At 68.1% G+C, this 25,383-nt stretch carries 22 protein-coding genes; 6 read left to right on the top strand and 16 right to left on the bottom strand.

The window, feature by feature from the left end; genetic code table 11:
• From ACSFBE_RS19175 to ACSFBE_RS19155, 5 genes are all read right to left on the bottom strand, one after another.
• On the bottom strand, window positions 1-127 hold a 127-nt coding region (locus ACSFBE_RS19175; protein WP_435492011.1), incomplete at its 3' end, for an acyl-CoA dehydrogenase N-terminal domain-containing protein.
• An 82-nt stretch (window positions 128-209) separates the two neighbouring features.
• Window positions 210-1,142 carry an electron transfer flavoprotein subunit alpha/FixB family protein gene (locus ACSFBE_RS19170; protein ID WP_435491994.1) on the bottom strand — a complete coding sequence of 311 codons (933 nt, stop codon included), beginning with the start codon at window positions 1,140-1,142 and terminating at the stop codon, window positions 210-212.
• A gap of 2 nt (window positions 1,143-1,144) precedes the next feature.
• Window positions 1,145-1,906 (bottom strand): electron transfer flavoprotein subunit beta/FixA family protein, encoded by a 762-nt coding sequence (locus tag ACSFBE_RS19165; RefSeq protein ID WP_435491993.1) that lies wholly within the window; start codon window positions 1,904-1,906, stop codon window positions 1,145-1,147.
• Between the two features lie 142 nt (window positions 1,907-2,048).
• Entirely contained in the window at window positions 2,049-3,329 is a 1,281-nt protein-coding gene (locus ACSFBE_RS19160) for a mechanosensitive ion channel family protein (protein WP_435491992.1), read from the bottom strand.
• Window positions 3,329-4,282: a histone deacetylase family protein gene (locus ACSFBE_RS19155; RefSeq protein WP_435491991.1), complete on the bottom strand. Its 954-nt coding sequence runs from the start codon at window positions 4,280-4,282 to the stop codon at window positions 3,329-3,331. Before ACSFBE_RS19155 ends, ACSFBE_RS19160 begins: the two co-directional genes overlap by 1 nt.
• 86 nt (window positions 4,283-4,368) lie before the next feature.
• Between ACSFBE_RS19155 and ACSFBE_RS19150 the strand changes: the two genes are divergently transcribed.
• The 4 genes from ACSFBE_RS19150 to mltB are packed head-to-tail and all read left to right on the top strand — an operon-like array spanning window position 4,369 to window position 9,404.
• Window positions 4,369-5,289 (top strand): AAA family ATPase, encoded by a 921-nt coding sequence (locus ACSFBE_RS19150; RefSeq protein ID WP_435491990.1) that lies wholly within the window; start codon window positions 4,369-4,371, stop codon window positions 5,287-5,289.
• Between the two features lie 10 nt (window positions 5,290-5,299).
• Window positions 5,300-6,277, top strand: a complete 978-nt coding sequence (locus tag ACSFBE_RS19145; RefSeq protein ID WP_435491989.1) for a DUF58 domain-containing protein — start codon at window positions 5,300-5,302, stop codon at window positions 6,275-6,277.
• Window positions 6,268-8,265: a transglutaminase TgpA family protein gene (locus tag ACSFBE_RS19140; RefSeq protein ID WP_435491988.1), complete on the top strand. Its 1,998-nt coding sequence runs from the start codon at window positions 6,268-6,270 to the stop codon at window positions 8,263-8,265. Before ACSFBE_RS19145 ends, ACSFBE_RS19140 begins: the two co-directional genes overlap by 10 nt.
• 53 nt (window positions 8,266-8,318) lie before the next feature.
• Window positions 8,319-9,404, top strand: coding sequence for a lytic murein transglycosylase B (gene mltB / locus ACSFBE_RS19135; RefSeq protein WP_435491987.1), 1,086 nt, complete (start codon window positions 8,319-8,321; stop codon window positions 9,402-9,404).
• 12 nt (window positions 9,405-9,416) lie between these two features.
• Here mltB and ACSFBE_RS19130 read toward each other — a convergent pair whose 3' ends face one another.
• From ACSFBE_RS19130 to glpD, 8 genes are all read right to left on the bottom strand, one after another.
• Window positions 9,417-9,962 carry a histidine phosphatase family protein gene (locus ACSFBE_RS19130; protein WP_435491986.1) on the bottom strand — a complete coding sequence of 182 codons (546 nt, stop codon included), beginning with the start codon at window positions 9,960-9,962 and terminating at the stop codon, window positions 9,417-9,419.
• Window positions 9,963-10,099: 137 nt separating this feature from the next.
• Window positions 10,100-11,830, bottom strand: a complete 1,731-nt coding sequence (locus tag ACSFBE_RS19125; RefSeq protein ID WP_435491985.1) for an ABC transporter substrate-binding protein — start codon at window positions 11,828-11,830, stop codon at window positions 10,100-10,102.
• Window positions 11,831-11,916: 86 nt separating this feature from the next.
• On the bottom strand, window positions 11,917-12,225 hold the full coding sequence (locus tag ACSFBE_RS19120; protein ID WP_435491984.1) for a DUF2160 domain-containing protein: 309 nt from the start codon (window positions 12,223-12,225) through the stop codon (window positions 11,917-11,919).
• 10 nt (window positions 12,226-12,235) lie between these two features.
• Window positions 12,236-13,048: a carbohydrate ABC transporter permease gene (locus tag ACSFBE_RS19115; RefSeq protein WP_435491983.1), complete on the bottom strand. Its 813-nt coding sequence runs from the start codon at window positions 13,046-13,048 to the stop codon at window positions 12,236-12,238.
• The gene (locus ACSFBE_RS19110) at window positions 13,045-13,935 is read right to left on the bottom strand and encodes a carbohydrate ABC transporter permease (RefSeq protein WP_435491982.1); all 891 of its coding nucleotides are present in this window, start codon (window positions 13,933-13,935) and stop codon (window positions 13,045-13,047) included. Before ACSFBE_RS19110 ends, ACSFBE_RS19115 begins: the two co-directional genes overlap by 4 nt.
• Before the next feature lie 61 nt (window positions 13,936-13,996).
• Window positions 13,997-15,070 (bottom strand): ABC transporter ATP-binding protein, encoded by a 1,074-nt coding sequence (locus ACSFBE_RS19105; protein WP_435491981.1) that lies wholly within the window; start codon window positions 15,068-15,070, stop codon window positions 13,997-13,999.
• Window positions 15,071-15,072: 2 nt separating this feature from the next.
• A complete protein-coding gene (locus ACSFBE_RS19100) occupies window positions 15,073-16,146 on the bottom strand; it encodes an ABC transporter ATP-binding protein (RefSeq protein ID WP_435491980.1) in 1,074 nt (357 codons plus the stop codon).
• A gap of 30 nt (window positions 16,147-16,176) precedes the next feature.
• Window positions 16,177-17,850, bottom strand: a complete 1,674-nt coding sequence (gene glpD, locus ACSFBE_RS19095; RefSeq protein WP_435491979.1) for a glycerol-3-phosphate dehydrogenase — start codon at window positions 17,848-17,850, stop codon at window positions 16,177-16,179.
• A gap of 91 nt (window positions 17,851-17,941) precedes the next feature.
• Between glpD and ACSFBE_RS19090 the strand changes: the two genes are divergently transcribed.
• Window positions 17,942-18,724 carry a DeoR/GlpR family DNA-binding transcription regulator gene (locus tag ACSFBE_RS19090; RefSeq protein ID WP_435491978.1) on the top strand — a complete coding sequence of 261 codons (783 nt, stop codon included), beginning with the start codon at window positions 17,942-17,944 and terminating at the stop codon, window positions 18,722-18,724.
• 10 nt (window positions 18,725-18,734) lie between these two features.
• The gene (glpK, locus tag ACSFBE_RS19085; RefSeq protein WP_435491977.1) at window positions 18,735-20,231 is read left to right on the top strand and encodes a glycerol kinase GlpK; all 1,497 of its coding nucleotides are present in this window, start codon (window positions 18,735-18,737) and stop codon (window positions 20,229-20,231) included.
• A 28-nt stretch (window positions 20,232-20,259) separates the two neighbouring features.
• Here the strand turns inward: glpK and ACSFBE_RS19080 are convergent, their stop codons facing one another.
• From ACSFBE_RS19080 to ACSFBE_RS19070, 3 genes are all read right to left on the bottom strand, one after another.
• Window positions 20,260-21,216, bottom strand: a complete 957-nt coding sequence (locus ACSFBE_RS19080; RefSeq protein WP_435491976.1) for an alpha-E domain-containing protein — start codon at window positions 21,214-21,216, stop codon at window positions 20,260-20,262.
• Between the two features lie 17 nt (window positions 21,217-21,233).
• Window positions 21,234-22,748 carry a circularly permuted type 2 ATP-grasp protein gene (locus ACSFBE_RS19075; RefSeq protein WP_435491975.1) on the bottom strand — a complete coding sequence of 505 codons (1,515 nt, stop codon included), beginning with the start codon at window positions 22,746-22,748 and terminating at the stop codon, window positions 21,234-21,236.
• Between the two features lie 94 nt (window positions 22,749-22,842).
• The gene (locus ACSFBE_RS19070; protein ID WP_435491974.1) at window positions 22,843-25,299 is read right to left on the bottom strand and encodes a DNA internalization-related competence protein ComEC/Rec2; all 2,457 of its coding nucleotides are present in this window, start codon (window positions 25,297-25,299) and stop codon (window positions 22,843-22,845) included.
• Between the last annotated feature and the right edge of the window lie 84 nt (window positions 25,300-25,383).

Genomic DNA, 25,383 nt, shown 5'->3' with positions numbered 1-25,383 from the left:
CCTCCAGCACCGCCTGCGCGGTGTCGAGGCCCGCGTCCTCGAAGCCGGGCAACTTGGCGATCTCTTCGATGCGGGCCAGGTGTTCGATGTCGAACAGCATGTCCTTGATGGGCGCGATGTAGCTCATGTCTTGTCTCCAGGGTTCGGATGTGAAAAGGGCATCGCGAACGATGCCCTTTGTCGACGCGGTTGCCAGGCAGTGCCAAGCCTTACAAGGCCTTCGTCAGTTCCGGCACCGCCGTGAACAGATCGGCCACCAGGCCATAGTCGGCCACCGAGAAGATCGGCGCTTCTTCGTCCTTGTTGATCGCGACGATCACCTTGGAATCCTTCATGCCTGCCAGATGCTGGATCGCGCCCGAGATGCCCGCGGCGATGTAGAGTTGCGGCGCGACGATCTTGCCGGTCTGGCCCACTTGCCAGTCGTTGGGCGCGTAGCCCGCGTCGACCGCGGCGCGCGAGGCGCCCAGGCCGGCGTTGAGCTTGTCGGCCAGCGGCGCCATCACCTCGTTGAACTTCTCGGCGCTGCCCAGCGCGCGGCCACCCGACACGATGATCTTGGCCGCGGTGAGTTCGGGCCGCTCGCTCTTCGTGACCTCGCGGCCGACGAAGCTCGACTTGCCGCTGTCGGCCACGCCGTCGGCCGTCTCGACCGTCGCGGTGCCGCCCGTGGTCGCGGCGGCGTCGAAGCCGGTCGTGCGCACGGTGATGACCTTGATCGCATCGCTGCTCTGCACGGTCGCGATGGCGTTGCCGGCGTAGATCGGGCGCTCGAAGGTGTCTGGGCTGACAACCAAAGTGATGTCGCTGATCTGCGCAACGTCGAGCTTGGCGGCCACGCGCGGGGCCACGTTCTTGCCGTTGGCGGTCGAGGGGAACAGGATGTGGCTGTAGTTCGAGGCGATGGCCAGCACCTGCGCCGCCACGTTCTCTGCCAGGTTCTCGGCGAGCGACGGGCTGTCGGCGACGATGACCTTGCTCACGCCGGCGATCTGCGCCGCGGCCTTGCCTGCTTCGGCGGCGTTGGCCCCGGCGACCAGCACGTGCACCTCGCCACCGCAGGCGAGTGCCGCAGTCACGGTGTTGAGGGTCGCGGGCTTGACGGTCGCGTGGTCGTGTTCGGCAATAACAAGTGCGGTCATGGTCAGATCACCTTCGCTTCGTTCTTGAGCTTGTCCACCAGGGCGGCCACGTCGGCCACCTTGATCCCGGCACCGCGCTTGGGCGGCTCGCTCACCTTGAGCGTCTTCAGGCGCGGCTTGACGTCCACGCCCAGGTCTTCGGGCTTGAAGACGTCGAGCGTCTTCTTCTTGGCCTTCATGATGTTGGGCAGCGTCACATAGCGCGGCTCGTTCAGGCGCAGGTCGGTCGTGATGACGGCCGGCAGCGACAGCGACAGCGTCTCGGCACCGCCGTCGACTTCGCGCGTCACGCTGACCCTTCTATCTCCATCCGTGCCGGACACTTCGACCTTCGACGCGAAGGTGGCCTGCGGCAGGTCGGCCAGCGCGGCGAGCATCTGGCCGGTCTGGTTGGCGTCATCGTCGATGGCCTGCTTGCCGAGGATGATGAGTTGCGGCTGTTCCTTGTCGACCAGCGCCTTCAGCAGCTTGGCCACGGCCAGCGGCTGCAGTTCTTCGGTGGTCTCGACCAGGATGGCACGGTCGGCGCCGATGGCCATGGCGGTGCGCAGGGTTTCCTGGCACTTCGCATCGCCGCACGAGACGGCGATCACCTCGGTGACGACGCCCTTCTCCTTCAGGCGGACCGCCTCTTCGACGGCGATCTCGTCGAAGGGATTCATGCTCATCTTGACGTTGGCGATATCGACGCCGGTGCCGTCGGACTTCACGCGAACCTTCACGTTGTAGTCGACGACCCGTTTGACTGGGACCAGAACCTTCATTGGTGTGACTCCATGGATTGCAAAACTGTTTGCCTCGGGGCAGCCGGTCATTCTAGGACGACCCTTTTCGGAGGATTGTCCCAATGGACACAGGCCTCGTGAGCCACCTTCAGAAAAAAAGAACGGTCGTGCTTTTATCTGATTATAACGGCGCGACTTCAGGGCGTGAGAAGCCTTCGGGGAGCGACTCGACGCGCAGCACGCGCTGCGGATAGGGAATGTCGATCTTCGCGGCGCGCAGGCCCTCGAGCATCGCGATGTTGATCGCCGAGCGCACGTTGTCCTTGCCCTTGTCGGGGTCGGTTACCCAGAAGTGCAGCGTGAACTCCAGCCCGTCGGGCGCGAAGTTGGTGAGGAAGGCGATCGGCTCCGGGTCAGCCATGACGCGCGACTGCGCCGTCGCCGCCCCGACCAGGATGGCCTGCACCTGCGCCACGTCGCTCTCGTAGCCGACCACGATGGCGGTCGTGATGTTGAACTTGCGGTCGGCGACCGACAGGTTCTCGACCCGGCTCGTGATGAGCGACTCGTTCGGCACGATCGCCTCGCGCCCATTGCCGGCGCGGATCAACGTGTAACGTGTCTTGATGTCGGTGATGCGGCCTTCGAAGTTGTCGACCTTCACGTTGTCGCCGATGCGGATCGAGCGCTCCAGCAGGATCACGAAGCCGCTCACGTAGTTGGCCGCCAGTTTCTGCAGACCGAAGCCCAGGCCGACACCGACCGCACCGCCGAGCACCGACAGCGCAGTGAGATCGACACCCACCGCCGACAGCGCGAACAGCAGGCCGATCAGCAGCAGGAAGGCGCGGATCGCGTTCGACGCCACCTTGCGCATCGACAGGTCGGTCACGGCTTCGCGCAGGATGCGCTTCTCGACCGTGCTCGAAATCCACAGCGCGATCACGAGCACCAGGCCGGCCGACAGCGCGCCTTCGAAGATGGTGCGAACGCTCACCCGGGTCTTGCCGAAGGACAGGGTGATCTGGTCGAGTTCGGCCAGCACCGGCGGCAGCAGGCCGACGATCCACAGCACCGCGCCGACCCAGGCGATCCACGACACGGTGCGCTCCACCAGCCGCACCAGCGCTGAGCCCGGGAACACCGCACGCATGACGCGCGCGATCAGCCGAATCACCACCAGCGCGACGAACACCGAGACCGCGATGCGCAGCACCACGACCACCTGGTAATTGAGCACCAAACGCCGCGCGAGGTCGGTGGCGACCAGTGCCAGCAGCGGGAACAGCAACCCGTCGAAGGTACGCTCGCCGAACCAGATCGAATCCTTGGGCTGGTCGCGGCCGAACCACCGCGTCACGGCCCAGGCCAGCGCCACGCAAGCAACCAGCGCCGCCAGTTCGATCCACAGGCTGCGCGCCTGCACCTGGCCCAGGCGGGCCATGAAGTCGTCGAGGTTCATCACAGGTCCGCCAGCACGCGGACGTGCGCCTCCACGCTGCGGGCCAGGGCATCCAGGTTGTAGCCGCCTTCGAGCATCGACACGATGCGGCCGTGCGCATGGCGCTTGGCCACGTCCCGCACACGCTCGGTGATCCAGGCGAAGTCGTTTTCGTTGAGCCGCAACTGGCCCAGGTCGTCGTCTCGGTGGGCGTCGAAGCCGGCACTGATGAAAATCATCTGCGGCTTGAATTCCTCCAGGCGCGGCATCCACATCATCTCGATCAGCTCGCGAACGTCCATGCCCTTCGTGTAGGCCGGAACAGGCAGGTTGAGCATGTTGGCGGCCGGGTGGTCGATGTCGCCGAAGGGGTAGAACGGGTGCTGGAAGATGCCGACCATCAGCACCCGCGGGTCGCCGGCCAGGATGTCCTCGGTGCCGTTGCCGTGGTGCACGTCGAAGTCCACCACCGCCACGCGCTCAAGGCCATGCACCTCGAGCGCATGGCGCGCCGCGATGGCGATGTTGTTCAGGAAGCAAAAGCCCATCGCCTGCTCGCGGCAAGCGTGGTGGCCGGGCGGGCGCACGGCGCAGAAGGCATTTTCGATGTCGCCGGCCATCACCGCGTCGGTCGCCGCGATGGCGGCGCCGGCCGCACGCCGCGCGGCCAGCACCGTGTGGCGCATCAACGACGTGTCGGGGTCGACCATGGCCTGCGCCGGGCCGCCGGCGGGCTCGTCGGCAATCAGCCGCTGGCTCAGTTCTTCCAGGTGTTCGAGGTGCGCTTCGCTGTGGGCCCGTGTGATCTGCGCCAGCGTGGCGAGCGGAACGTCACCGCGCTCGAGGGCGTCGCCCACGCCGGTAACCAGCAGCCGGTCTTCGATGGCGTCGAGCCGTTCGGGGCATTCCGGATGCCCACCGCCCATGTCGTGTTTCCAGCAGTCGCGGTGTGTGTAGTAGCCCGTTTTACCCATGTCTCTGTTGCCGAAGCCGCACCGGGCGACCTCACGCCGCGTGGGGCCGGACGGCCATGCGGTATTGTTTGCATATGGATACAAAAATGGACGTCGCCGCGAAGCTCGCCAGTTTGCTGGGTCAGCTTAACACGGTGATCGTGGGCAAAGAGGCGCAGGTGCGCGACTGCGTGGCCTGCCTTTTGGCCGGCGGCCACCTGCTCATCGAAGACGTCCCAGGGGTGGGCAAGACCACCCTCGCCCATGCGCTCTCGCACACCTTCGGCCTGCAGTTTTCGCGGGTGCAATTCACCGCCGACCTGATGCCCGGCGACCTGTCGGGGGTGGCCATCTACGACCGCAACCAGCAGGCCTTCGTGTTCCATCCCGGCCCGATCTTCTCGCAGGTGCTGCTGGCCGACGAGATCAACCGCGCCAGTCCGAAAACGCAGAGCGCGCTGCTCGAGGCGATGGAAGAGAAGCAGGTGACGATCGAGGGCGAGACCCGGCCGCTGCCCACGCCCTTTTTCGTGATCGCCACGCAGAACCCGCACGACCAGCTCGGCACCTTCGCCCTGCCTGAGTCGCAGCTCGACCGCTTCCTCATGCGCATCTCGATCGGCTACCCCGACCGCGCCGCCGAACGCGAGTTGTTGGCAGGTGCCGACCGGCGAGAGATGCTGGCCGGCCTGCCGGCGCTGTTGACGGCCGGCGAACTGCAGGCGCTGCAGCAGCGCGTGCAGCAAGTGCATGCGGCCGATGCGCTGCTGAACTACGTGCAGGACCTGATCGCCGCCACGCGCAACGGCCGCTGGTTCCTGCAGGGCCTGTCGCCGCGCGCGGGCATCGCCATCCTGCGCGCCGCCAAGGCGCAGGCGCTGCTCGCCAACCGCGACTACGTGGCGCCCGACGACGTGCAGGCGGTGCTGCCGCAGACGATGGCGCACCGCGTGACGCCCGTCGGCGATGCCGGCCGCGGCGCCTTCGAGCAGGTGCGCGCCATGATCGCGGCCGTGCCACTGCCATGAACGCGCTGCCGTGAACCCGCTGGCGGCCACGCGCCGGCGCATCGACGGCTGGTTCCTGTCGCGCCGGCCGCCGAGCGACACCCTGGCGCTGACGCAGCGCAACGTCTACATCGTCCCCAGCCGCGCCGGCTGGATGCTGGCCGCCACGCTGCTCGTGCTGCTGGTCGCATCCATCAACTACCAGCTCAACCTCGGCTACCTGCTGACCTTCATGCTGGCCGGCTGCGTCGCCGTCGGCATGCATGTGAGCCACGCCACGCTGCGCGGCCTGTCGATGCACCTCATGCCGCCGGAACCGCAGTACGCCGGCAGCGCGGCGGTCTTCCGCGTGGTGTTGCACAACGCGCGGCGGAGCAGGCGCTACGGCATCGGCCTGGCGGTGCACGGCAGCGGGCACTGGGCCTGGTGCGACGTGCCGGCGCAGGGCAGCGAGACGGTCGAGATCGCCTTCCAGCCCGCGCGGCGCGGCCTGCATGCGGTGCCGCCGCTCACGGCAGAGACGCGCTTCCCGCTGGGTGCCTTCCGCGTCTGGACCGTCTGGCGTCCGGCCTCGTCGCTGTTGGTGTACCCCGCGCCGGAGCCGCACCCGCCCGCGCTGCCGGCCGGCGAGCCGCTGGCCGGCGACGCCAGCGCGGCGGTCGCCCGTGCCGCCAGCGCCGGCGAATACGACGGCGTGCGCGCCTACCGACGCGGCGACCCGCTGAAGCTGGTGGTCTGGAAGAAGGCGGCGCGCGCACAGGCGGCCGGCTCCGACGAACTGTTCAGCCGCGACACCCAGCAGGCGCAGCGCCAGGAGCTCTGGCTCGACGCGCAGAACGCCGGCCTGCCCGAGCTCGAAGCCCGCATCTCGCGCCTGTGCGCCTGGGTGCTGATGGCCGACCGGCTCGGCGTCGACTACGGCCTGCGCGTGGCCGGGCAGCAGGTGCCGCCATCGCAGGGCGAGGCGCACCGCCGCCGCTGCCTGGAGGTGCTCGCCACATGCGGATGACCGCCTGGTTCGGCGCCCTGCCGCGCGACGCACGCGACACGCTGTTCCTGCTCGGCGTGATCGGCGTCGTGCTGCTGCCGCAGGTGCCCAACCTGCCGTGGTGGTGCACCCTGCTGACGGCCATCGTGCTGGCCTGGCGCGGCACGCTGGCCGTGCAGTCGCGGCCCCTGCCCGGCCGCTGGTGGCTGGTGGCACTGCTGGCCGTGGCGCTGGCCGCCACCTTCGCCACCTACCGCACGGTGCTGGGCCGCGAGGCCGGCGTCACGCTGGTCGTGGTGCTGCTCGCGCTCAAGACGCTGGAGCTGCGGGCGCGACGCGACGCCTTCGTCATCTTCTTCCTCGGCTTCTTCGCGATGTTGACGAACTTCTTCAGTTCGCAGTCGCTGCTCACCGCCGTGGCCATGCTGCTCGCCCTGCTGGGCCTGCTGACGGCGCTGGTCAACGCCCACATGCCGGTCGGCCGGCCGCCGCTGGCGCAGGCCGCGCGAACCGCCGGCTGGATGGCGCTGCTGGGCGCGCCGATCATGCTGGCGCTCTTCATGCTGTTCCCGCGCATGGCGCCGCTGTGGGGCACGCCGAACGACGAGATGACCGGGCGCAGCGGGCTGTCGAACACCATGCGCGTGGGGAGCATCGCGCAGCTCGCGCTCGACGATGGCATCGCCGCCCGCGTCAAGTTCGACGGCGGCCGCGCGCCGCCGCAGCGCGACCTGTACTTCCGCGGCCCGGTGCTGTCGGACTTCGACGGCCGCGAATGGACCGCACCGCCGCCGTGGGAACGCGGCTTCCTCCGCGCCGAGCTGCGCGTGCAGGGCGATCCGGTCGGCTACGAGGTCACGCTGGAGCCGAGCAACCGCCCCTGGCTGCTGGCGCTCGACGCGCCGGTGAAGCCGCCCGAGATCCCCGGCCTGCGCGTCATGGCGACGCCCGACCTGCAGTGGATGGCCAACCGCGCCATCGGCGACCTGCTGCGCTACCGGGCCGAAAGCTACCCGCAGTTCCAGAGCGGCCCGCTGCGGCGCACCGGCGCCCTGCAGCGCTATGTCGCGCTGCCGCCGGGCTCCAACCCGCGCACGGTCGCCCTGGCTGCGCAGATGAAGGCCGACCCGGCCCTCGCCGGCGCCGCCACGCCCGCGTATGTGCAGGCCGCGCTCGAACGCCTGCGCACCGGCGGCTACACCTACACGCTGGAGCCCGGCCTGTACGGCAACGAAACGGCCGACGAGTTCTGGTTCGACCGCAAGGCCGGCTTCTGCGAGCACATCGCTTCGGCCTTCGTCGTGCTGATGCGCGCGCTCGACATTCCGGCGCGCATCGTCACCGGTTACCAGGGCGGCGAGCTCAACGGCGTCGACGACTACTGGGTGCTGCGCCAGGCCGACGCCCATGCCTGGGCCGAGGTGTGGGAAGCCGGCAAGGGCTGGACCCGCGTCGACCCGACCGCCTCCGTATCGCCCGGCCGCATCGGGGCTTTCCAGCGGCTGGCGGCGCAGCCGGGTCTCTTCGCCGGCGCCATCGGCACCATGAGCCCGACGCTGGCGCAGAACCTGCGCGCGGCGTGGGAAGCGGTCAACAACGGCTGGAACCAGTGGGTGCTCAACTACACGCAGAGCCGCCAGCTCGACCTCTTGAAGAACATCGGTTTCGAAGCGCCCAGCCTGCAGGACCTGGCGACCGTGCTGCTCTGGGTGCTGATCGCCGCCAGCCTGGCGGGCGCCGGCTGGACCCTGTGGGAGCGCAGCCGGCACGACCCGTGGCTGCGCCTGCTGGGCCGGGCGCGGCAACGGCTGGAGAAGGCGGGGCTCGTGCTGCCCGAGGCCGCGCCGCCGCGGCAGATCGCGACGCAGGCGGTGGCGCATTTCGGCGCGGCCGGCCAGCCGGTGCACGACTGGCTGCTGCGGCTGGAAGCCCAGCGCTACGCGAAGACGCCCGAGGCCGGGCTGCCGGCCCTGCGTGCCGAATTCCGCACGATCGCCTGGCCGCGTTGAAACCGCTGGTGTCGGGTGCCGGATGCCCGCCGGCAGCGCGTCACAATCGACCGATGCGACGCTCCTCTCCGATGGCCCCTGCACTGCTGGCCGCCCTCTTCGCCTTCGGCGCCTTTTCGTCCAGCCCCGCATCGGCACAGGCCAACGGCGACCGCCGCGCCGTCACCGCCGTGCGCGGCACCATCCCCTACGCCACGCGCGACGACGCGATGCGCTTCGCCGACGACGTGGCGGTCCGGCGCAACCTCGACCGCAACTGGGTGCGCGCCACCATCGGCGCGGCCCGCCTGCTGCCCAACGTGCCGCGACTGATGGCGCCGGCGCCCAGCGGCACCGCGAAGAACTGGCGCGTCTACCGCAGCCGCTTCATCGACCCGGTGCGCATCGCCGCCGGCGCGCGCTTCTGGCGCGACAACGCGGCCACGCTCGCACGCGCGGAGGCCGAATACGGCGTGCCGCCGGAGATCGTTGTCGGCATCATCGGCGTCGAGACCATCTACGGCCGCAACATGGGCAACTTCCGCGTCATCGACGCACTGGCCACGCTGTCGTTCGACTTCCCGCAGGCGCACCCGCGCGCCGCCGAGCGCGTGGCCTTCTTCCGGGGCGAACTCGAAAGCTTTCTCAGCACCGAAAGCCGCACCGCCGAAGACCCGCTGGCGCCGCTGGGCAGCTACGCCGGCGCCATGGGCATGCCGCAGTTCATGCCGAGCAGCATGGCCAAGTACGCGGTCGACTTCGATGGCGACGGCCGCATCGACCTGGTCAACAACCCGGCCGACGTGATCGGCTCGGTGGCCAGCTACTTCAAGGGCTTCGGCTGGCAGCGCGGCATGCCGTCGACCTTCCCGGTGCGCTTCGACACGGCGCGCCTGCAGATGCCGACCCTGATGGCGCCCGACATCAAGCCGACCTTCAGCGCCGACAGCTTCATGGCGGCCGGCGCGGTGCTTGAAGGCGACACGCAGTCGTTCCCGGGCCTGCTCGCGCTCATCGAACTGCAGAACGGCGCCGAGTCGCCCAGCTATGTCGCAGGCACCCAGAACTTCTACGTGATCACCCGCTACAACTGGAGCAGCTACTACGCGATGTCGGTGCTCGACCTGGGCAACGAGGTCAAGGCAGCGATGGCGCAGTGATGGCGCCTTGACTCAGTCGAAGCGGCTGCGGCCCTGCAGCGCGCCGGCCGCATCGACTACCAGGCCTTCGCCCATCTGGACGAACTCACCGGTCAGCGCCGTGATGTTCACCTGGTGCGTCACCCACACCTCGAAGCGCCCCGCGGGCAAGGCGGCCAACGCGCTGCGCAAGGCCTGCGTCGCGGCCGGCGTCAGCGAGCGGTTCTCGAAGGTGGAGTCGAGCGGCGCCCAATGCAGCGCCTGGGCAAAGGCGAGCTGCGCGGTGTCGCGGCATCGGCACCAGGCGCTGGTCCGCACCGCGGCGGGCTTCAAGCGCTTAGCGTCGAACCAGGCGCCGATGCGCTGCGCCTGGGCCCGGCCTTCTTCGCTGAGATTGCGCTGCGTGTTGCAGCGCTCGAGGGTGAAGCCCGGCGGATCACCGATGCCTGCGGTGGTGCCGGCATGGCGCAGCAACAGCGCACAGCGGCCGCGGCGGAGCGTTTCGGCGAGGTCCGCCGCCTGGGCTGCGGCACCGAACAAGGGCAACAGGGCCAGGCCAGCCATTCGGCGTCTCTGCATCGTGCAACTCCGTGACGTCCAGACAGGACGAGGGCGAAGCGCACAGGCTATCAAAGCGGCGCCGACCCCGAAACGGCAAGGGCTGCTGCCCCTTGCGGTGCAGCAGCCCTCGTTGACTGACAGGAAAGCCGGGATGCTCAGCGCACCTTGCCATCCTTCCAGGCCGTCAGCAGCTTGTTGTAGTCGATGGTCTCGCCCTTCGGCTTTTCGTTGGCAAGCTTCTTCCATGGCGCGTTCTTGTCGCTCAGCCACTTGTTCGGGTCACCCTTGGCGTTGAGCTTGGGCGCGCAGTGGGCCATGCCGGCGCGTTCGAGGCGGGCCATCACGTTGTCCATCTCGTCGGCCAGGTTGTCCATGGCCTTCTGCGGGGTCTTCTCGCCCGTCACCGCCTCGGCCACGTTCTTCCACCAGAGCTGCGCGAGCTTCGGATAGTCGGGCACGTTGGTGCCGGTGGGCGTCCAGGCCACGCGCGCCGGGCTGCGGTAGAACTCGACCAGGCCACCGAGCTTGGGCGCCAGGTCGGTCATCGCCTTGCTCTGGATGTCCGATTCGCGAATCGGCGTCAGGCCCACGATGGTCTTCTTGAGGGAGACGCTCTTGGAGGTGACGAACTGCGCGTAGAGCCAGGCGGCCGCCGTCTTGTTGGCGTCGTGGCCATTGAAGAAGGACCACGAACCCACGTCCTGGTAGCCGTTCTGCATGCCCTGCTTCCAGTACGGGCCGTTCGGGCCCGGCGCCATGCGCCATTTGGGCGTGCCGTCCTCGTTCACCACCGGCAGGCCCTTCTTGGTCATGTCGGCGGTGAAGGCCGTGTACCAGAAGATCTGCTGGGCGATCTGCCCCTGCGCCGGCACCGGGCCGGATTCGCCGAAGGTCATGCCCATGGCCTCCTTGGGCGCGTACTTCTTCATCCAGTCGATGTACTTGGTGAGCGCGTACACGGCGGCCGGCGAGTTCGTCGCACCGCCACGCGACACGGCAGCGCCCACCGGCGTGCACTTGTCATCGCCCACGCGAATGCCCCACTCGTCGATCGGCATGCCGTTCGGGTTGCCGATGTCGGCGGTGCCGGCCATCGACAGCCATGCGTCGGTGAAGCGCCAGCCGAGCGACGGGTCCTTCTTGCCGTAGTCCATGTGGCCATAGATCGGCTTGCCGTCGATGGTCTTCACGTCCACGCTGAAGAACTCGGCGATGTCCTCGTAGGCGCTCCAGTTGAGCGGCACGCCCAGGTCGTAGCCGTACTTGGCCTTGAACTTCTCCTTCAGGTCGGGGCGGGCGAACAGGTCGGCGCGAAACCAGTAGAGGTTGGCGAACTGCTGGTCGGGCAGCTGGTACAGCTTGCCGTCGGGCGCGGTGGTGAACTTCGTGCCGATGAAGTCCTTGAGGTCGAGGCCGGGGTTGGTGAACTCCTTGCCCGTGCCGGCCATGTAGTCGGTCAGGTTCATCATCTTGCCGTAGCGGTAGTGCGTACCGATCAGGTCGGAGTCGGAGATCCAGCCGTCGTAGATCGACTTTCCCGACTGCATCGAGGTCTGAAGCTTCTCGACCACGTCGCCTTCCTGGATCAGGTCGTGCTTCACCTTGATGCCGGTGATTTCCTCGAAGGCCTTGGCCAGCGTCTTCGATTCGTATTCATGCGTGGTGATGGTTTCGGAGACGACCGAGATCTCCTTCACGCCCTTGGCCTGCAGCTTCTTGGCCGCGTCGATGAACCACTTCATCTCGGCCGTCTGCTGGTCCTTGTTGAGGGTCGACGGCTGGAATTCGCTGTCGATCCATTTCTTGGCGTCGGCCTCTGCCGCCGACGCACCCTGCGCGGCGAACATCGCCGCTGCCAGTGCCAATGCCGTGTAGCGCATCTTCATGAGTTGTCTCCTCGGTTGTTGCCCCCCGGTGGTTCGGATCGCGGCTCCGGGGCGGCGGAGAGCCGGATTCCTCGAATCGTTCGCGCTCAGGCCTTTCGCATGACCAGAGCGAGCAAGCCCATCGACAGGACGAAGCTGATCCAGATCGATGGCTCGGCCTCCAGGCCCATCCATTCCTGGAACTTGCCCGCAAGGCCGATGAAGACAAGGTTGAGGTAGGCCGCCGACAGCAGGCCGATGAAGAGCCGGTCGCCACGGGTGGTTTCCATCGGCAGCCAGCCACGGCGCAGCGTGGTGGGTGATTTCATTTCCCACACCGTCATGCCGGCGAGCATGAGCGCGATGCAGACGAAGAACACCGTCACCGGCGTGGTCCAGACCATCCAATCAAACATCATGTCTTCCTCAAACGCGACCCATCGCAAAGCCTTTTGCGATGTAGTGGCGAACAAACCAGATGACGATCGCACCGGGCACGATGGTCAGCACCCCAGCCGCGGCCAGCGTGGCCCAGTCCATGCCCGATGCACTCACGGTGCGCGTCATGGTCGCGACAATCGGCTTCGCGTTCACGCTGGTCAAGGTGCGCGCCAGCAACAGCTCGACCCAGCTGAACATGAAGCAGAAGAAGGCCGCCACACCCACACCCGCCTTGATGAGCGGCAGGAAGATCGTGAGGAAGAAGCGCGGGAACGAATAGCCGTCGATGTAGGCCGTCTCATCGATCTCGCGCGGGATGCCGCTCATGAAGCCTTCCAGGATCCACACCGCCAGCGGCACGTTGAAGAGCAGGTGCGCCAGCGCGACGCCCAGGTGGGTGTCCATCAGCCCGACCGTGCTGTAGAGCTGGAAGAAAGGCAGCAGGAACACGGCAGGCGGCGTCATGCGGTTGGTCAGCAGCCAGAAGAAGACGTGCTTGTCGCCGAGGAAGGAATAGCGCGAGAACGCATAGGCCGCCGGCAGCGCCACGGTGAGCGAGATCACGGTGTTGATCGCGACGTAGATCAAGCTGTTGATGTAGCCCGAGTACCAGGATTCGTCGGTGAAGATCCGCGCGTAGTTGGCCCAGGTGAAATGCTGCGGGAAGAACGAGAAGCTCGAGAGGATCTCCTCGTTCGTCTTGAAGCTCATGTTGATCATCCAGTAGATGGGCAACAGGGCGAACAGGATGTAGAGCAGCAGGAAGATGCTGCGTTTGTGAAAGCGCTTGTCGTTCATTGCTCGACCTCCACTTGCTGCGTGCCCACGCGCTGCATCCAGTTGTAGAGGATGAAACAGAGCAACAGGATGATCAGGAAATAGATCAGAGAGAAGGCCGCGGCCGGCCCGAGGTCGAACTGGCCGACCGCCTTCTGAGTGAGGTACTGCGACAGGAAGGTGGTCGCATTGCCCGGACCGCCGCCGGTCAGCACGAAGGGTTCGGTGTAGATCATGAAGCTGTCCATGAAGCGCAGCAGCACCGCGATCATCAGCACGCCGCGCATCTTGGGCAGCTGGATGTAGCGGAACACCGCGAACTTGCTGGCGCCATCGATGCGCGCCGCCTGGTAGTACGCGTCGGGAATGGAGCGCAGGCCGGCGTAGCAGAGCAAGGCCACCAGCGGCGTCCAGTGCCAGACGTCCATCACCAGCACCGTGAGCCAGGCATCGGTCGCGTTGCCGGTGTAGCTGTAGTCGATGCCGATCTTCTGCAGCGCATAGCCCAGCAGCCCGATGTCGGCCCGGCCGTAGATCTGCCAGATGGTGCCCACCACGTTCCAGGGGATCAGCAGCGAGAGCGCCACGATCACCAGCACCGCCGAGGCCTTCCACCCGGTGGCCGGCATCGACAGCGCGAGGCAGATGCCCAAAGGGATTTCGACCAGCAGCACCGACAGCGAGAAACCGAGCTGGCGGTAGAGCGCCGAATGCAGTTCGCCGTCGCGCATCACCGCCGCGAACCACTCGGTGCCGACGAACACGCGCCGTTCGGGCGAGATGATGTCCTGCACCGAGTAGTTCACCACCGTCATCAGCGGCACGATGGCCGAGAAGGCCACGCAGATCAGCACCGGCAGGATCAGGAACCAGGCCTTCTGGTTGATGGGTTTGTTGGTGGCGTTCATCAAGATACCTCCGTGCTGCGCACTGCGGTGCGAGCTTGCTTGGGGCGGCCCGGCGCGGCGCTCATGCAACCAGCTCCTCGTCGCGGTAGTAGCAGGTGTGGGTGTCGAGCACCCGCAGCCAGACGGTGTCGCCCACCGCCGGCGGCTGCAGGTCGCTGTGAAGGCGGGCCTTGACGCGGGTGCCGGCCGCGTCGGCGCTGAGCATCGCGTGGGTGCCCACGTCCTGCACCTGCGTGACCGTCGCCGGCACCGCACCCGGCGTGCCGGCGGCAGCGATGCGCAGGTATTCGGGACGGATGCCGAGCTTCAGCGCACCTTCGGGCAAGGGGCGGCTGGCCTGCAGGCGCGTGCCGCCGATGTCCAGCGCACCGCCGCTGCTGCTGGTGGCAGGCAGGAAATTCATGCCCGGCGAGCCGATGAAGTGGCCGACGAAGGTATGGGCCGGCCGCTCGAACAGCGCCTCGGCGCTGCCGACCTGCACTGCCTTGCCGCGCGTCATCACCACCACCTCTTCGGCGAAGGTCAGCGCCTCGACCTGGTCGTGCGTCACGTAGATCAGGGTCAGCTTGAGCTCGCGGTGAATCTGCTTGAGCTTGCGCCGCAGCTGCCACTTGAGGTGCGGGTCGATCACCGTCAGCGGCTCGTCGAACAGCACCGCCGACACGTCGCTGCGCACCAGGCCGCGGCCCAGCGAGATCTTCTGCTTGGCGTCCGCAGCCAGGTTGGCGGCCCGCTGGTCGAGTTGGCCGCTCATGTCCAGCATCTCGGCGATCTCGCCGACGCGCTTCTTGATCTGCTCGGCCGGCACCTTGCGGTTGCGCAGCGGAAAGGCGAGGTTCTCGGCCACCGTCATGGTGTCGTAGATGACAGGGAACTGGAACACCTGGGCGATGTTGCGCTCCTGCGGGCTGGCGCGGGTGACGTCGCGGCCGTCGAAGGACACGCTGCCGTGCGACGGCACCAGCAGGCCCGAGATGATGTTGAGCATGGTGGTCTTGCCGCAGCCCGAGGGCCCGAGCAGCGCGTAGGCGCCGCCGTCGCGGAAGCTCATCTTCAACGGCAGCAGCGCATAGTCGCTGTCCTGCGTGGGGTTGGCGCGGTAGGCATGCGCCAGGTCGAGGTCGATGCGGGCCATATTCAGTTTCCCTTGCGCCAGGCCGGCGCTACCACCAGCTTCTCGCCGGCGTCGAAGACATAGGCCTGGGTGGCGCTGAAGTGCAGCGTGATGGCGGTGCCCAGCTCGAAGCGGTGCACGCCGGTGAGCTGCGCCACCAGTTCGCCGACGGCGGTGTGCACATGCACGAAGGTGTCGGACCCGGAAATCTCGGCCAGCTCGACCTTGCCGGGCAAGGCGATGCCACCCGGCACCGCCTGCACGTCGAGCGCGCTGGCGCGCAGGCCGATGGTCACCGCCCCGCCGCTGCCGACCGGCAACGCCATCGGCAGCAAGGGACCACCCGCCAGCTGCACGCCCTCGGGCGTCGCGGTGCCGGGCAACAGGTTCATCGGTGGATCGCTGAAGGCACGCGCGACGCGCAGCGACTGCGGCGCATGGAAGACCTCGGAGGTCGGCCCGTACTGCAGCAGTTCGCCCGCATCCATCACCGCGGTGTAGCCGCCGAGCAGCAGCGCCTCACCGGGTTCGGTGGTGGCATAGATGACGGTGGAGTCGCCGGTGGCGAACAGCTGGGTGAGCTCCTCGCGCAGGCCTTCCCGCAGCTTGTAGTCGAGGTTGACCAGCGGCTCGTCGAGCAGCATGAGCGGCGCGTTCTTCGCCAGCGCGCGGGCCAGCGCGACCCGTTGCTGCTGGCCGCCAGACAGCTCCGCCGGCAGCCGCTGCAGGAACATGCCGATGTGCAGCTTGTCCGCGAGCGCCTTGACGCGCGCCTCGATGTTCTTCTCGCCGCGCAGCTTGAGCGGCGATGCGATGTTGTCGGCGACGGTCAACGACGGGTAATTGATGAACTGCTGGTACACCATGGCCACGTTGCGCTCGCGCACCGGCATGCCGGTCACGTCATGGCCGTCGACGGTCACCCGCCCCGCGCTGGGCGTGTCGAGGCCGGCCATCAGCCGCATCAGGCTGGTCTTGCCGGCCTGCGTGGCGCCGAGCAGCACCGTCACCGCGCCGGGCTGCGGCGCGATGCTCTGCTCGTAGAGCCAGGTTTGGGCGCCCACCTTCTTGGTGACGCGCTCGAGTGTCAGTTGCATCCGGTTATCCCCGTGGTTCGATTCATGGTCTCAGGCCGGCACGGTGGCCGCCGTGGCCGGGTGCGCCTGCAGCCAGGCGCCGACCTGCCCGCGTTGTGCGGCGGTGTAGTGCAATCCCAGTTTGGAGCGACGCCACAGCGCATCGTCCGCGGTCATGACCCATTCCTGTTCCTGCAGGAAACGCAGTTCGCGTGCAAACAGGCCCGGCGCCACTTCGTCGCCCAGGTCGGTGGTGCTTTGCGCACTGCCGATCAGCTCGCCGATGCGGGCGCCGTAGGCCCGTGCCAGGCGCCGCGCCAGTGTGGCATCGAGCCATGGATAGCGCTTTTTCACCGCGCCGACGAAGCGGCCGAAATCGTCGTCGGGCCGGCTCGGCGGGCCGATCCAGGCCGACAGGTCGCCCCCGGCCAGGAAGGCGCCGTCGGTCCAAGCCGGGCGCTGCGTTCTGTCCTCGCCCAGCATCTTGCCGATTTCGTCGGCCGCGTCCTCGGCGAGCTTGCGGAAGGTCGTGATCTTGCCGCCCCAGACCGACAGCATCGGCGCGGCGGCGGTGTTGGTTTCGAGCAGGTAGTCGCGGGTGACCGCCGACGGGTCGCCCGAGGCGTCGTCGAGCAGCGGCCGCACCCCCGAATAGGTCCAGACCACGTCCGCCGGGGTGATCGGCTTCTCGAAGTAGCGGCTGGCCTGCGCACAGAGGTAGGCGATCTCTTCCTCGCTGATCTTCGCGGCGCCGGGGTCGTCGCCCTTGAGTTCGATGTCGGTGGTGCCGATCAGGGTGAACTCGTCCTGATAGGGGATGGCGAAGATGATCCGCTTGTCGGGGTTCTGGAAGATGTAGGCGTGGTCGTGGGTGAACACCTGCTTGACCACGATGTGGCTGCCCTTGACCAGCCGCAGGCTCTTGGTGGCAAGCGCTTCGCCCTTGGCCGAATGCGCCACGCCGCGCAGGAAGGCCTCGGCCCAGGGGCCGGCGGCATTGACCACCGCGCGCGCGTTCACCGTCTGCTGGCCCTGCGGGCTTTCGAGCGTGGCGGTCCAGCCGGTGGCGCCGCGCTGCGCGCTGACGCAGCGGGTGCGGGTCAGCACCTGCGCGCCGCGAGCGCGGGCGTCGAGCGCATTGAGCAGCACCAGCCGTGCATCGTCGACCCAGCCGTCGGAATAGACGAAGCCGCGGCGGAAGCTCGGTTTCAGCGGCGCACCTGACGGATGCGTGCGCAGGTCGACGGAGCGCGAACCCGGCAGCACTTCGCGCTTGGCCAGGTGGTCGTACATGAACAGGCCGATGCGGATCATCCAGGCCGGGCGCATCGACGGGTCGTGCGGCATCACGAAGCGCAGCGGCCACATGATGTGCGGTGCGCTCTTGAGCAGCACTTCGCGCTCCTGCAGCGCCTTGCGCACCAGCGAGAACTCGTAGTACTCCAGGTAGCGCAGGCCGCCATGGATCAGCTTGGTGGAAGACGACGAGGTGTGCGAGGCGAGGTCGTCCTTCTCGCACAGCACGACCCGCCAGCCGCGGCCGGCCAGGTCGCGGGCGATGCCGCAGCCGTTGATGCCGCCGCCGACCACGAGCACGTCGCAATCGATGGGCGCGGCAGGCGCCTTGGCAGCGGGAGAGGCGATGGAATCGTTCACCAGGGAGGCATCCGTCAGAGGGTGGGATCGTTCGGAAATGGGGGCTGCAGGGCTTTCGTCTTGCTTCATTTTGGTTCCTTTGGACGCGATTTTGCTCGTAGTTTTCCCTTAGATGGATTCGTTTCGATTCGTTCTATAAAGTGGCGACCTTTGTCCGCACATGGCCCTTCCCAACCCCAATCCCCGCCAGATCAACCTGCTCGACACCGTGCGCCAGCGCGGCGCCGCGACGGTGGACGAGCTGGCGGAGATGCTGGGCGTGACCCTGCAGACGGTGCGGCGCGACGTGCAGCGGCTGGCCGACGAAGGCCTGCTCGCGCGCTTCCACGGCGGCGTGCGGGTGCCGAGCTCGACCACCGAGAACATCGGCTATGTGCAGCGCGCGTCGCTGCATGCCGAGGGCAAGGTGCGCATCGCGCGTGCGGTGGCCGCTCGGGTGCCGAACGACTGCTCGTTGATCCTGAACATCGGCACCACGACCGAAGCCATCGCGCGCGAGCTGATGCGCCACACCGGCCTGCGGGTGATCACCAACAACCTGAACGTGGCGACCATCCTGAGCGGCAACACCGCCTGCGAAGTGATCGTCGCCGGCGGTTCGGTGCGGCCGCGCGACCGCGCGGTGGTGGGCGAGGCCACCATCGACTTCATCCGCCAGTTCAAGGTCGACATCGCGCTGATCGGCGTGTCGAGCATCGAGTCGGACGGCTCGCTGCGCGACTTCGACCTGCGCGAGGTGAAGGTGGCGCAGACCATCATCGCCCAGGCGCGCGAGGTCTGGCTGGCGGCCGACGCCAGCAAGTTCAACCGGCCGGCGATGATCCAGCTGGGCACGCTGTCCCAGATCGACCGGCTCTTCACCGACGCGGAGCCGCCCCCGCCCTTCCCTGCGCTGCTCGACAGTGCCCAGGTGCGCTGCGAGATCGCACGCGACAACGAATGAGTGCTTGACCATGACCACCTACCTGCTCGCCCTCGACCAGGGCACCTCCAGCTCGCGCAGCATCGTGTTCGACCACGAAGGCCGCATCGTCGCCGTCGCGCAGCGCGAGCTGCCGCAGATCTACCCGCAACCCGGCTGGGTCGAGCACGACCCGATGGAGATCTGGCGCAGCCAGCTCGCCACGGCGCACGAGGTGCTGGCCAAGGCCAGGCTGCAGCCGGCCGACATCCACGCCATCGGCATCACCAACCAGCGCGAGACCACGCTGCTGTGGAACCGCCAGACCGGCCAGCCGGTGCACCACGCCATCGTCTGGCAGGACCGCCGCGCCGAGCCACTGTGCGCGCAGCTGCGCGAAGACGGCCTGACCGACACCATCCGCGACAAGACCGGCCTGGTGATCGACGCCTATTTCTCCGGCACCAAGCTGCGCTGGCTGCTCGACAACGTGCCCGGCGCGCGGGAGCAGGCCCAGCGCGGCGAACTGGCCTTCGGCACGGTCGACAGCTGGCTGATGTGGCAGCTCACCGGCGGCAAGGTGCACGTCACCGACGTGAGCAACGCATCGCGGACGATGCTCTTCAACGTGCATGACAACGCCTGGGATGCCGACCTGCTCGAGGCGCTCGACATCCCCGCCGCGCTGCTGCCGGAGGTCAAGCCGTCGAGCGCGCACTTCTGCGACACCGACGCCGCGCTGTTCGGCCGCTCGCTGCCCGTCGGCGGCGTGGCCGGCGACCAGCAGGCCGCCCTCTTCGGCCAGGCCTGCTTCGGCCCCGGCATGGCCAAGAACACCTACGGCACTGGCTGTTTCCTGTTGATGCACACCGGCGACGCGTTCCGGCCTTCCGCCAACGGCCTGCTCGTGACTAGCGCCGCGCAGACCAGCGCGCAGCCGCAGTACGCCATGGAAGGCAGCGTCTTCGTCGGCGGCGCCGTCGTGCAATGGCTGCGCGACGGCCTGCAGGCCATCAAGGGCAGCGCCGAGGTGCAGGGCCTGGCCGAGAGCGTGCCCGACTCGGGTGGCGTGATGATGGTGCCGGCCTTCACCGGCCTCGGCGCGCCCTATTGGAACGCCGAGGCGCGCGGCACGATCACGGGCCTGACCCGCGGCACGACCGTCGCGCACATCGCCCGCGCCGCGCTGGAAAGCATCGCCTACCAGAGCGCCGCCCTGCTCCAGGCCATGAGCCGCGATGCGGTGGCGGCCGGGGGCGCACCCGTTGCCGAACTGCGCGTGGACGGCGGCGCCTGCGTGAACGACCTGCTGATGCAGTTCCAGGCCGACCTGCTCGGCATCCCGGTGCTGCGCCCCGAGGTCACCGAGACCACGGCGTTGGGGGCGGCCTATCTGGCGGGGCTGTCGACGGGGTTCTTCAAGGACATCGAACAGCTGTCGACCCTGTGGCGGGTCGAGCGGCGCTTCATGCCGACGATGGGCCGGCCGCAGGCGGATGAAGCAATGGCGCGGTGGGAGCGGGCGGTGCGGCAAGCGACTGCCCACTGAGCGGGCCCTCGAGGGGGGCCTCCCGTGCTCAGTGCGTCGGCACCAGGAAGTCCTGGCTGATCCGCCACCCCAGCTCGTTCACGCGGTCCAGAAACTGCGTCAGGTACGCATGCAGCCCGGTCGCGAGGATCTCGTCGACGCGCGCGTACTGGAGGTCGGCCAGCAGCTTGCCGGCGCGGCGTTGCGTTTCGGCGCTCTGGTCGTTCTGCACCTTGGCGAGGTTCGCCACCACCTCGGCCAGACTGGCGTGCAGCGAACGCGGCATGTCGGGGCGCAGGATGAGCAGTTCGGCCACGCGCTCGGGCTTGATCACATCGCGGTAGACCTTGCGGTAGACCTCGAAGGCCGAGACGCTGCGCAGGATCGCGCTCCAGTGATAGAAGTCGTATTCCTGGTCCTCCTCGGTGGCGGCACCGAAGAACTCGCTGTTGAGCGCATGGAACTTCACGTCGACCAGGCGGGCCGTGTTGTCGGCGCGTTCGAGGAAGGTGCCCAGGCGCGAGAAGTAGAAGGCCTCGTCCTGCAGCATGGTGCCCAGCGTGACACCGCGCGACAGGTGCGAGCGGAACTTCACCCACTCGAAGAATTGCGCCGGGTCGCGTTCGAAGGCACCGGCGCGCAGCATGCGGTTGACGTCGAGCCAGGTGGTGTTCTGTGTCTCCCACGCCTCGGTGGTGAGCGCGCCGCGCACCGCACGGGCGTTCTCGCGTGCGGCCTTCAGGCAGGAGATGATCGACGACGGGTTCGACTCGTCCTTGACCATGAACTCCATCACCTCGTCGGGAACGATCTGGTCGTGCTTCTCGTTGTAGGCCGGCAGCAGTTCGCTGATCGACAGCAGGCCCTGCCAGCCGTACTTGGCCACTTCGGCCGACTGCGGCAGCAGCGAGGTCTGGTAGTTGACGTCGAGCATGCGCGCGGTGTTTTCCGCGCGCTCGGTGTAGCGCGACATCCAGTAGAGGTGGTCGGCGGTGCGTGACAGCATGGGTCGTTCTCCTCGCTTCAGGCCGACTGGGTTTGTGTTTGGGTTTGCGACTGCGCTGCAGCCGGTGCGGCCGCCTTCGGGCGCCGGTCGGCTTCGAGGATCCAGGTGTCCTTGGTACCACCGCCCTGCGACGAGTTGACGACCAGCGAACCCTCCTTGAGCGCGACGCGCGTGAGGCCGCCCGGCACCATCTGCACTTCCTTGGCAGACAGCACGAAGGGGCGCAGGTCGATGTGGCGCGGCGCGATGCCGGCGTCGACGAAGGTCGGCGAAGTCGACAGGCTCAACGTGGGCTGTGCGATGTAGCCGTCGGGCTTGGCGATCACGGCCTGCTTGAATTCCTCGATCTCGGCCACGGTGGCGGCCGGGCCGATCAGCATGCCGTAGCCGCCCGCGCCGTGCACTTCCTTCACGACCAGGTCCTTCATGTTGTCGAGCGTGTACTGCAGCTCGTCCTTGTTGCGGCACATGTAGGTCGGCACATTCTTCAGGATCGGTTTCTCGCCGAGGTAGAACTCGATCATCTTCGGCACGTAGGGGTAGATCGACTTGTCATCGGCCACGCCGGTGCCGACCGCATTGCTGATCGCGACGTTGCCGGCGCGGTAGGCGCGCATCAGGCCGGCGCAACCCAGCGTCGAGGTCGGGCGGAACACCTCGGGGTCGAGGTAGTCGTCATCGACGCGGCGGTAGATGACGTCGACCCGCTTCGGTCCGCGCGTGGTGCGCATGTAGACGAAGTCGTCCTTGACGAACAGGTCCTGTCCCTCGACCAGCTCGACGCCCATCTGCTGCGCCAGGAAGGCGTGCTCGAAGTAGGCGCTGTTGTACATGCCGGGCGTGAGCACGACGACGGTCGGCTCGGCGGTGGCCGGCGGCGCACTGGCACGCAGGGTCTCGAGCAGCAGGTCGGGATAGTGGGCGACCGGCGCGATGCGGTTCTGCGCGAACAGGTCCGGAAAGAGCCGCATCATCATCTTGCGGTTCTCCAGCATGTAGCTCACGCCGCTGGGCACCCGCAGGTTGTCTTCGAGCACGTAGTACTCGCCATTACCGTCGGCGTCGGGCGCGCGGACGATGTCGATGCCCGAGATGTTCGAGTAGACGTTGTTCGGCACCGTCACGCCCATCATCTCGGGGCGAAACTGCGCGTTGTCGCGGATCTGCTCGATCGGGATGATGCCGGCCTTGACGATTTCCTGGTCGTGGTAGACGTCGTAGATGAAGCGGTTGAGCGCATTCACCCGCTGGACCAGGCCCTTCTCCATCATCTCCCACTCATGGGCGGGAATGATGCGCGGCAGCAGGTCGAAGGGAATCAGGCGCTCGGTGCCGGAACCGTCTTCGTCCTTGGCGCCGTACACCGCGAAAGTGATGCCGACGCGGCGGAAGATCATCTCGGCTTCTTCCCGCCGAGACTTCATCAATTCGCCCGGCTGCTTCGACAGCCACTGGTCGTAACGCTTGTAATGCCCCCGGATCGCAGCGCCCGCGTAGGGCAACTGCTCGTACATCTCATCGAATTTGTGCATGGAACGACCGATCTCCTTCGATATAGCTTAGCAAGTTCAAGGCCAAGCCCTGGCCGATCTTTGCACAAGCGCGACGCGGCTGCTCACCGGGCGCTCAGGGAACGCGGTGGTGCCAGTAGCGCGCCCGGGTCACGCGCTCACAGCGCACCGCCTGCGGCGCGCGGCTCGACCACTGCGCGGCGCCGCAATGCGGGCTGTCGATGACCGTCACGCCGCGGGCCGCATAGGCATCGCGCACCGGGGGCGCCGGGTGTCCGAAGCGGTTGCGGTAGCCGGCCTGCACCAGCGCCAGATGCGGCTGCACCGCCTCGAGCAGCGGCGGGGTCGACGAGGTCTTGCTGCCATGGTGCGGCACCAGCAGCAGGTCGGCACGCAGGGCGCCTTCGGCACTGCGGGCGGTGAGCGCCGCTTCCTGGGCGCGCTCGATGTCGCCGGCCAGTAGCACGGTGGCGTGCCCGTTGCCGATGCGCAGCACGCAGGAGACGGTGTTGGGCTTGGCCGAGGGGATGTCGTAGTCGACGGCAACGGGATGCAGCACCTCGAAGTCGACGCCGTCCCAGGTCCAGCGCTGGCCGGCGATGCAGCGCTGCGCCGGCCGCAACGCCTGTAGCGGATGGCTGGCCTCGATGGAGCTGAGCAGCGCGGCCTGCGGCTGCATCGCCAGCACGGCGGGCGCACCGCCGGTGTGGTCGCTGTCGCGGTGGCTCAGCACGACCGTGTCGAGCCGCTCGCCCAGCGCGCGCAGCAGCGGCACCAGCACGCGGTGGCCGGCATCGCTTTCCAGGCTGTAGCGCGGGCCGGTGTCGTACAGCAGGCTGTGGCCGGCGGTGCGCACGAGCACCGCATTGCCCTGGCCGATGTCGGCGGCCAGCACCTCGAATTCCCCCATCGGCGGCCGCGGCGGCTGCCACAGCAGAACCGGCAACAACAGGGGCAGGCCCAGAAGGCGCATCGACCATGGCAAGCGCATCGCCAGCAGCACGCCCCCCATTACCCCGCCGGCCGCAGCCCACAGCGGCGGTGCCGCCACCGACACCGTCGCGAAGGGCAGCACCGCCAGCCACTGCAGCCACCACGACAGGCCCTGCACCGCCCACGCCGCCGCGTCCCACGCCCACGGCACCAAGGCGCCGAGCATGGCCAGCGGCGTGACGACCAGCGTCACCCAAGGGATGGCCAGCGCATTCGCGAGCAAGCCGATCATCGACACCTGCTGGAACAGCAGCAGCGTCAGCGGCGTGAGCGCCAGCGTCACCACCGCCTGCTCGCGTGCCAGCCGGCCCAGGCGGCGGCGCCATGTCAGGGCCTGCCCGGCCTCGGCCATCGCATCGGTCGCGAAGAGCGCCGCCACCGCAACGAAGCTCAGCCAGAAGCCGGCCTGCATCAAGGCCCACGGGTCGACCGTCACCACCACCGCGCAGGCCAGAAGCCACACGCAGGGCCACGGCCAACGCCGTCCGGCGATGCGCAGCAACGCGACCGTCGCCAGCATCCACACCGTGCGCTGCGAAGGCACGCCCCAGCCGCTGAAGAGCGCGTACAGCGCGGCCAGCGCGACGCCACCGGCCAGTGCGGCCTGTTGCGCCGGCCAGCACAGCATCAGGCGTGTGCTGCGCCGCCACAGCACGCCGACGAGCAGGGCCGCCAGCCAGGCGAACATGGTGATGTGCAGCCCCGAGATCGACATCAGGTGGGCCACGCCGGTGGCGCGGTAGACGTCCCAGTCGGCGCGGTCGATGGCGCCCTGGTCGCCGGTCACCAGCGCAGCGATCACGCCCGCCAGCCGCCGGTCGGCCACGCGCTCGAGCGCGGCGTCGCGCACGACCTCACGGGCGCGCTCGACCGGGTGTTGCCAGGTGATGGCGAGGCGCTCGGGCAGCGCATCGCGGCTGCCGGTGCGGACATAGCCGGTCGCCTGCACGCCCTGCTCCCACAGCTGCAGTTCCTGGTCGAAGCCATGCGGATTGAGGTTGCCGTGCGGGGCTTTGAGGCGCACGGTCAGTCGCCAACGCTCGCCGGCGTGCAGCGCGCCGGGGCGCCGAAGCGGCTGCGGCGCGACCGCCTTTTCTTCGGCGCCTCGGCCCCAGAGCCCGGTGCCCTCGGCGTACCAGCCCAGCGCGATGCGGCGCGGCACGTGGGGCGGAGGTGGTTCGTTCGTCGGCCCGCCAGCCCACCGCGCCGACTCGACATCGAGCCGGAAGCGCGTGCCGCTGTCGTCGTGCTGCGGCATCTGGGCGATGACGCCGGTCACTTGAAGGTCGCGGCCCTCGATCGACGGGGCCAGCGCGTCGCCGGCATAGCGCACCGCGCGCCATCCCGTGAGGCCGGCACTGGCAAGCGCCGCGAGCACCAGCAACGCGGCCAGAGCGCCTCGACCGTGATGGCGGGTGCGCCACATGGCGCACAGCACCAGGCTTGCCGCACCCGCCAACACCCCATAGCGCCAAGCCGGCCACAAGGCCGCCTGCTGCAGTTGCAGGGCGGCGCCCACGATCGCACCGGCCAGGGCCGCGAAGGGCGCCCAGCCGCGCAGGTCGTGCTGCGCCCTCACGAAATCGCTCCCTGATCCATGCGGCCGGCCCTCCCTGTACACGCTTTCCGTGGCGCGTTAATTGCTTTGCCGGTGGGCTAGTAT

It is taken from the genome of Variovorax sucrosi, assembly GCF_051216635.1.
Taxonomy (GTDB): Bacteria; Pseudomonadota; Gammaproteobacteria; order Burkholderiales; family Burkholderiaceae_C; genus Variovorax.
The sequence above is the reverse complement of the archived record's forward strand: the minus strand, read 5'-3'. Positions and strand labels throughout refer to the sequence as shown.

Bases quoted from the DNA above. Each gene is read 5' to 3' on its own strand.
- ACSFBE_RS19080 (WP_435491976.1), bottom strand. From the start codon at position 21,216: ATGCTGTCACGCACCGCCGACCACCTCTACTGGATGTCGCGCTACACC.
- ACSFBE_RS19140 (WP_435491988.1), top strand. From the start codon at position 6,268: ATGCGGATGACCGCCTGGTTCGGCGCCCTGCCGCGCGACGCACGCGAC.
- glpD (WP_435491979.1), bottom strand. From the start codon at position 17,850: ATGAAGCAAGACGAAAGCCCTGCAGCCCCCATTTCCGAACGATCCCAC.
- ACSFBE_RS19115 (WP_435491983.1), bottom strand. From the start codon at position 13,048: ATGAACGACAAGCGCTTTCACAAACGCAGCATCTTCCTGCTGCTCTAC.
- ACSFBE_RS19100 (WP_435491980.1), bottom strand. From the start codon at position 16,146: ATGCAACTGACACTCGAGCGCGTCACCAAGAAGGTGGGCGCCCAAACC.
- ACSFBE_RS19075 (WP_435491975.1), bottom strand. From the start codon at position 22,748: ATGCACAAATTCGATGAGATGTACGAGCAGTTGCCCTACGCGGGCGCT.
- ACSFBE_RS19090 (WP_435491978.1), top strand. From the start codon at position 17,942: ATGGCCCTTCCCAACCCCAATCCCCGCCAGATCAACCTGCTCGACACC.
- ACSFBE_RS19120 (WP_435491984.1), bottom strand. From the start codon at position 12,225: ATGTTTGATTGGATGGTCTGGACCACGCCGGTGACGGTGTTCTTCGTC.
- mltB (WP_435491987.1), top strand. From the start codon at position 8,319: ATGCGACGCTCCTCTCCGATGGCCCCTGCACTGCTGGCCGCCCTCTTC.
- ACSFBE_RS19165 (WP_435491993.1), bottom strand. From the start codon at position 1,906: ATGAAGGTTCTGGTCCCAGTCAAACGGGTCGTCGACTACAACGTGAAG.
- ACSFBE_RS19125 (WP_435491985.1), bottom strand. From the start codon at position 11,830: ATGAAGATGCGCTACACGGCATTGGCACTGGCAGCGGCGATGTTCGCC.
- glpK (WP_435491977.1), top strand. From the start codon at position 18,735: ATGACCACCTACCTGCTCGCCCTCGACCAGGGCACCTCCAGCTCGCGC.
- ACSFBE_RS19105 (WP_435491981.1), bottom strand. From the start codon at position 15,070: ATGGCCCGCATCGACCTCGACCTGGCGCATGCCTACCGCGCCAACCCC.
- ACSFBE_RS19160 (WP_435491992.1), bottom strand. From the start codon at position 3,329: ATGAACCTCGACGACTTCATGGCCCGCCTGGGCCAGGTGCAGGCGCGC.
- ACSFBE_RS19150 (WP_435491990.1), top strand. From the start codon at position 4,369: ATGGACGTCGCCGCGAAGCTCGCCAGTTTGCTGGGTCAGCTTAACACG.
- ACSFBE_RS19170 (WP_435491994.1), bottom strand. From the start codon at position 1,142: ATGACCGCACTTGTTATTGCCGAACACGACCACGCGACCGTCAAGCCC.
- ACSFBE_RS19155 (WP_435491991.1), bottom strand. From the start codon at position 4,282: ATGGGTAAAACGGGCTACTACACACACCGCGACTGCTGGAAACACGAC.
- ACSFBE_RS19130 (WP_435491986.1), bottom strand. From the start codon at position 9,962: ATGCAGAGACGCCGAATGGCTGGCCTGGCCCTGTTGCCCTTGTTCGGT.
- ACSFBE_RS19110 (WP_435491982.1), bottom strand. From the start codon at position 13,935: ATGAACGCCACCAACAAACCCATCAACCAGAAGGCCTGGTTCCTGATC.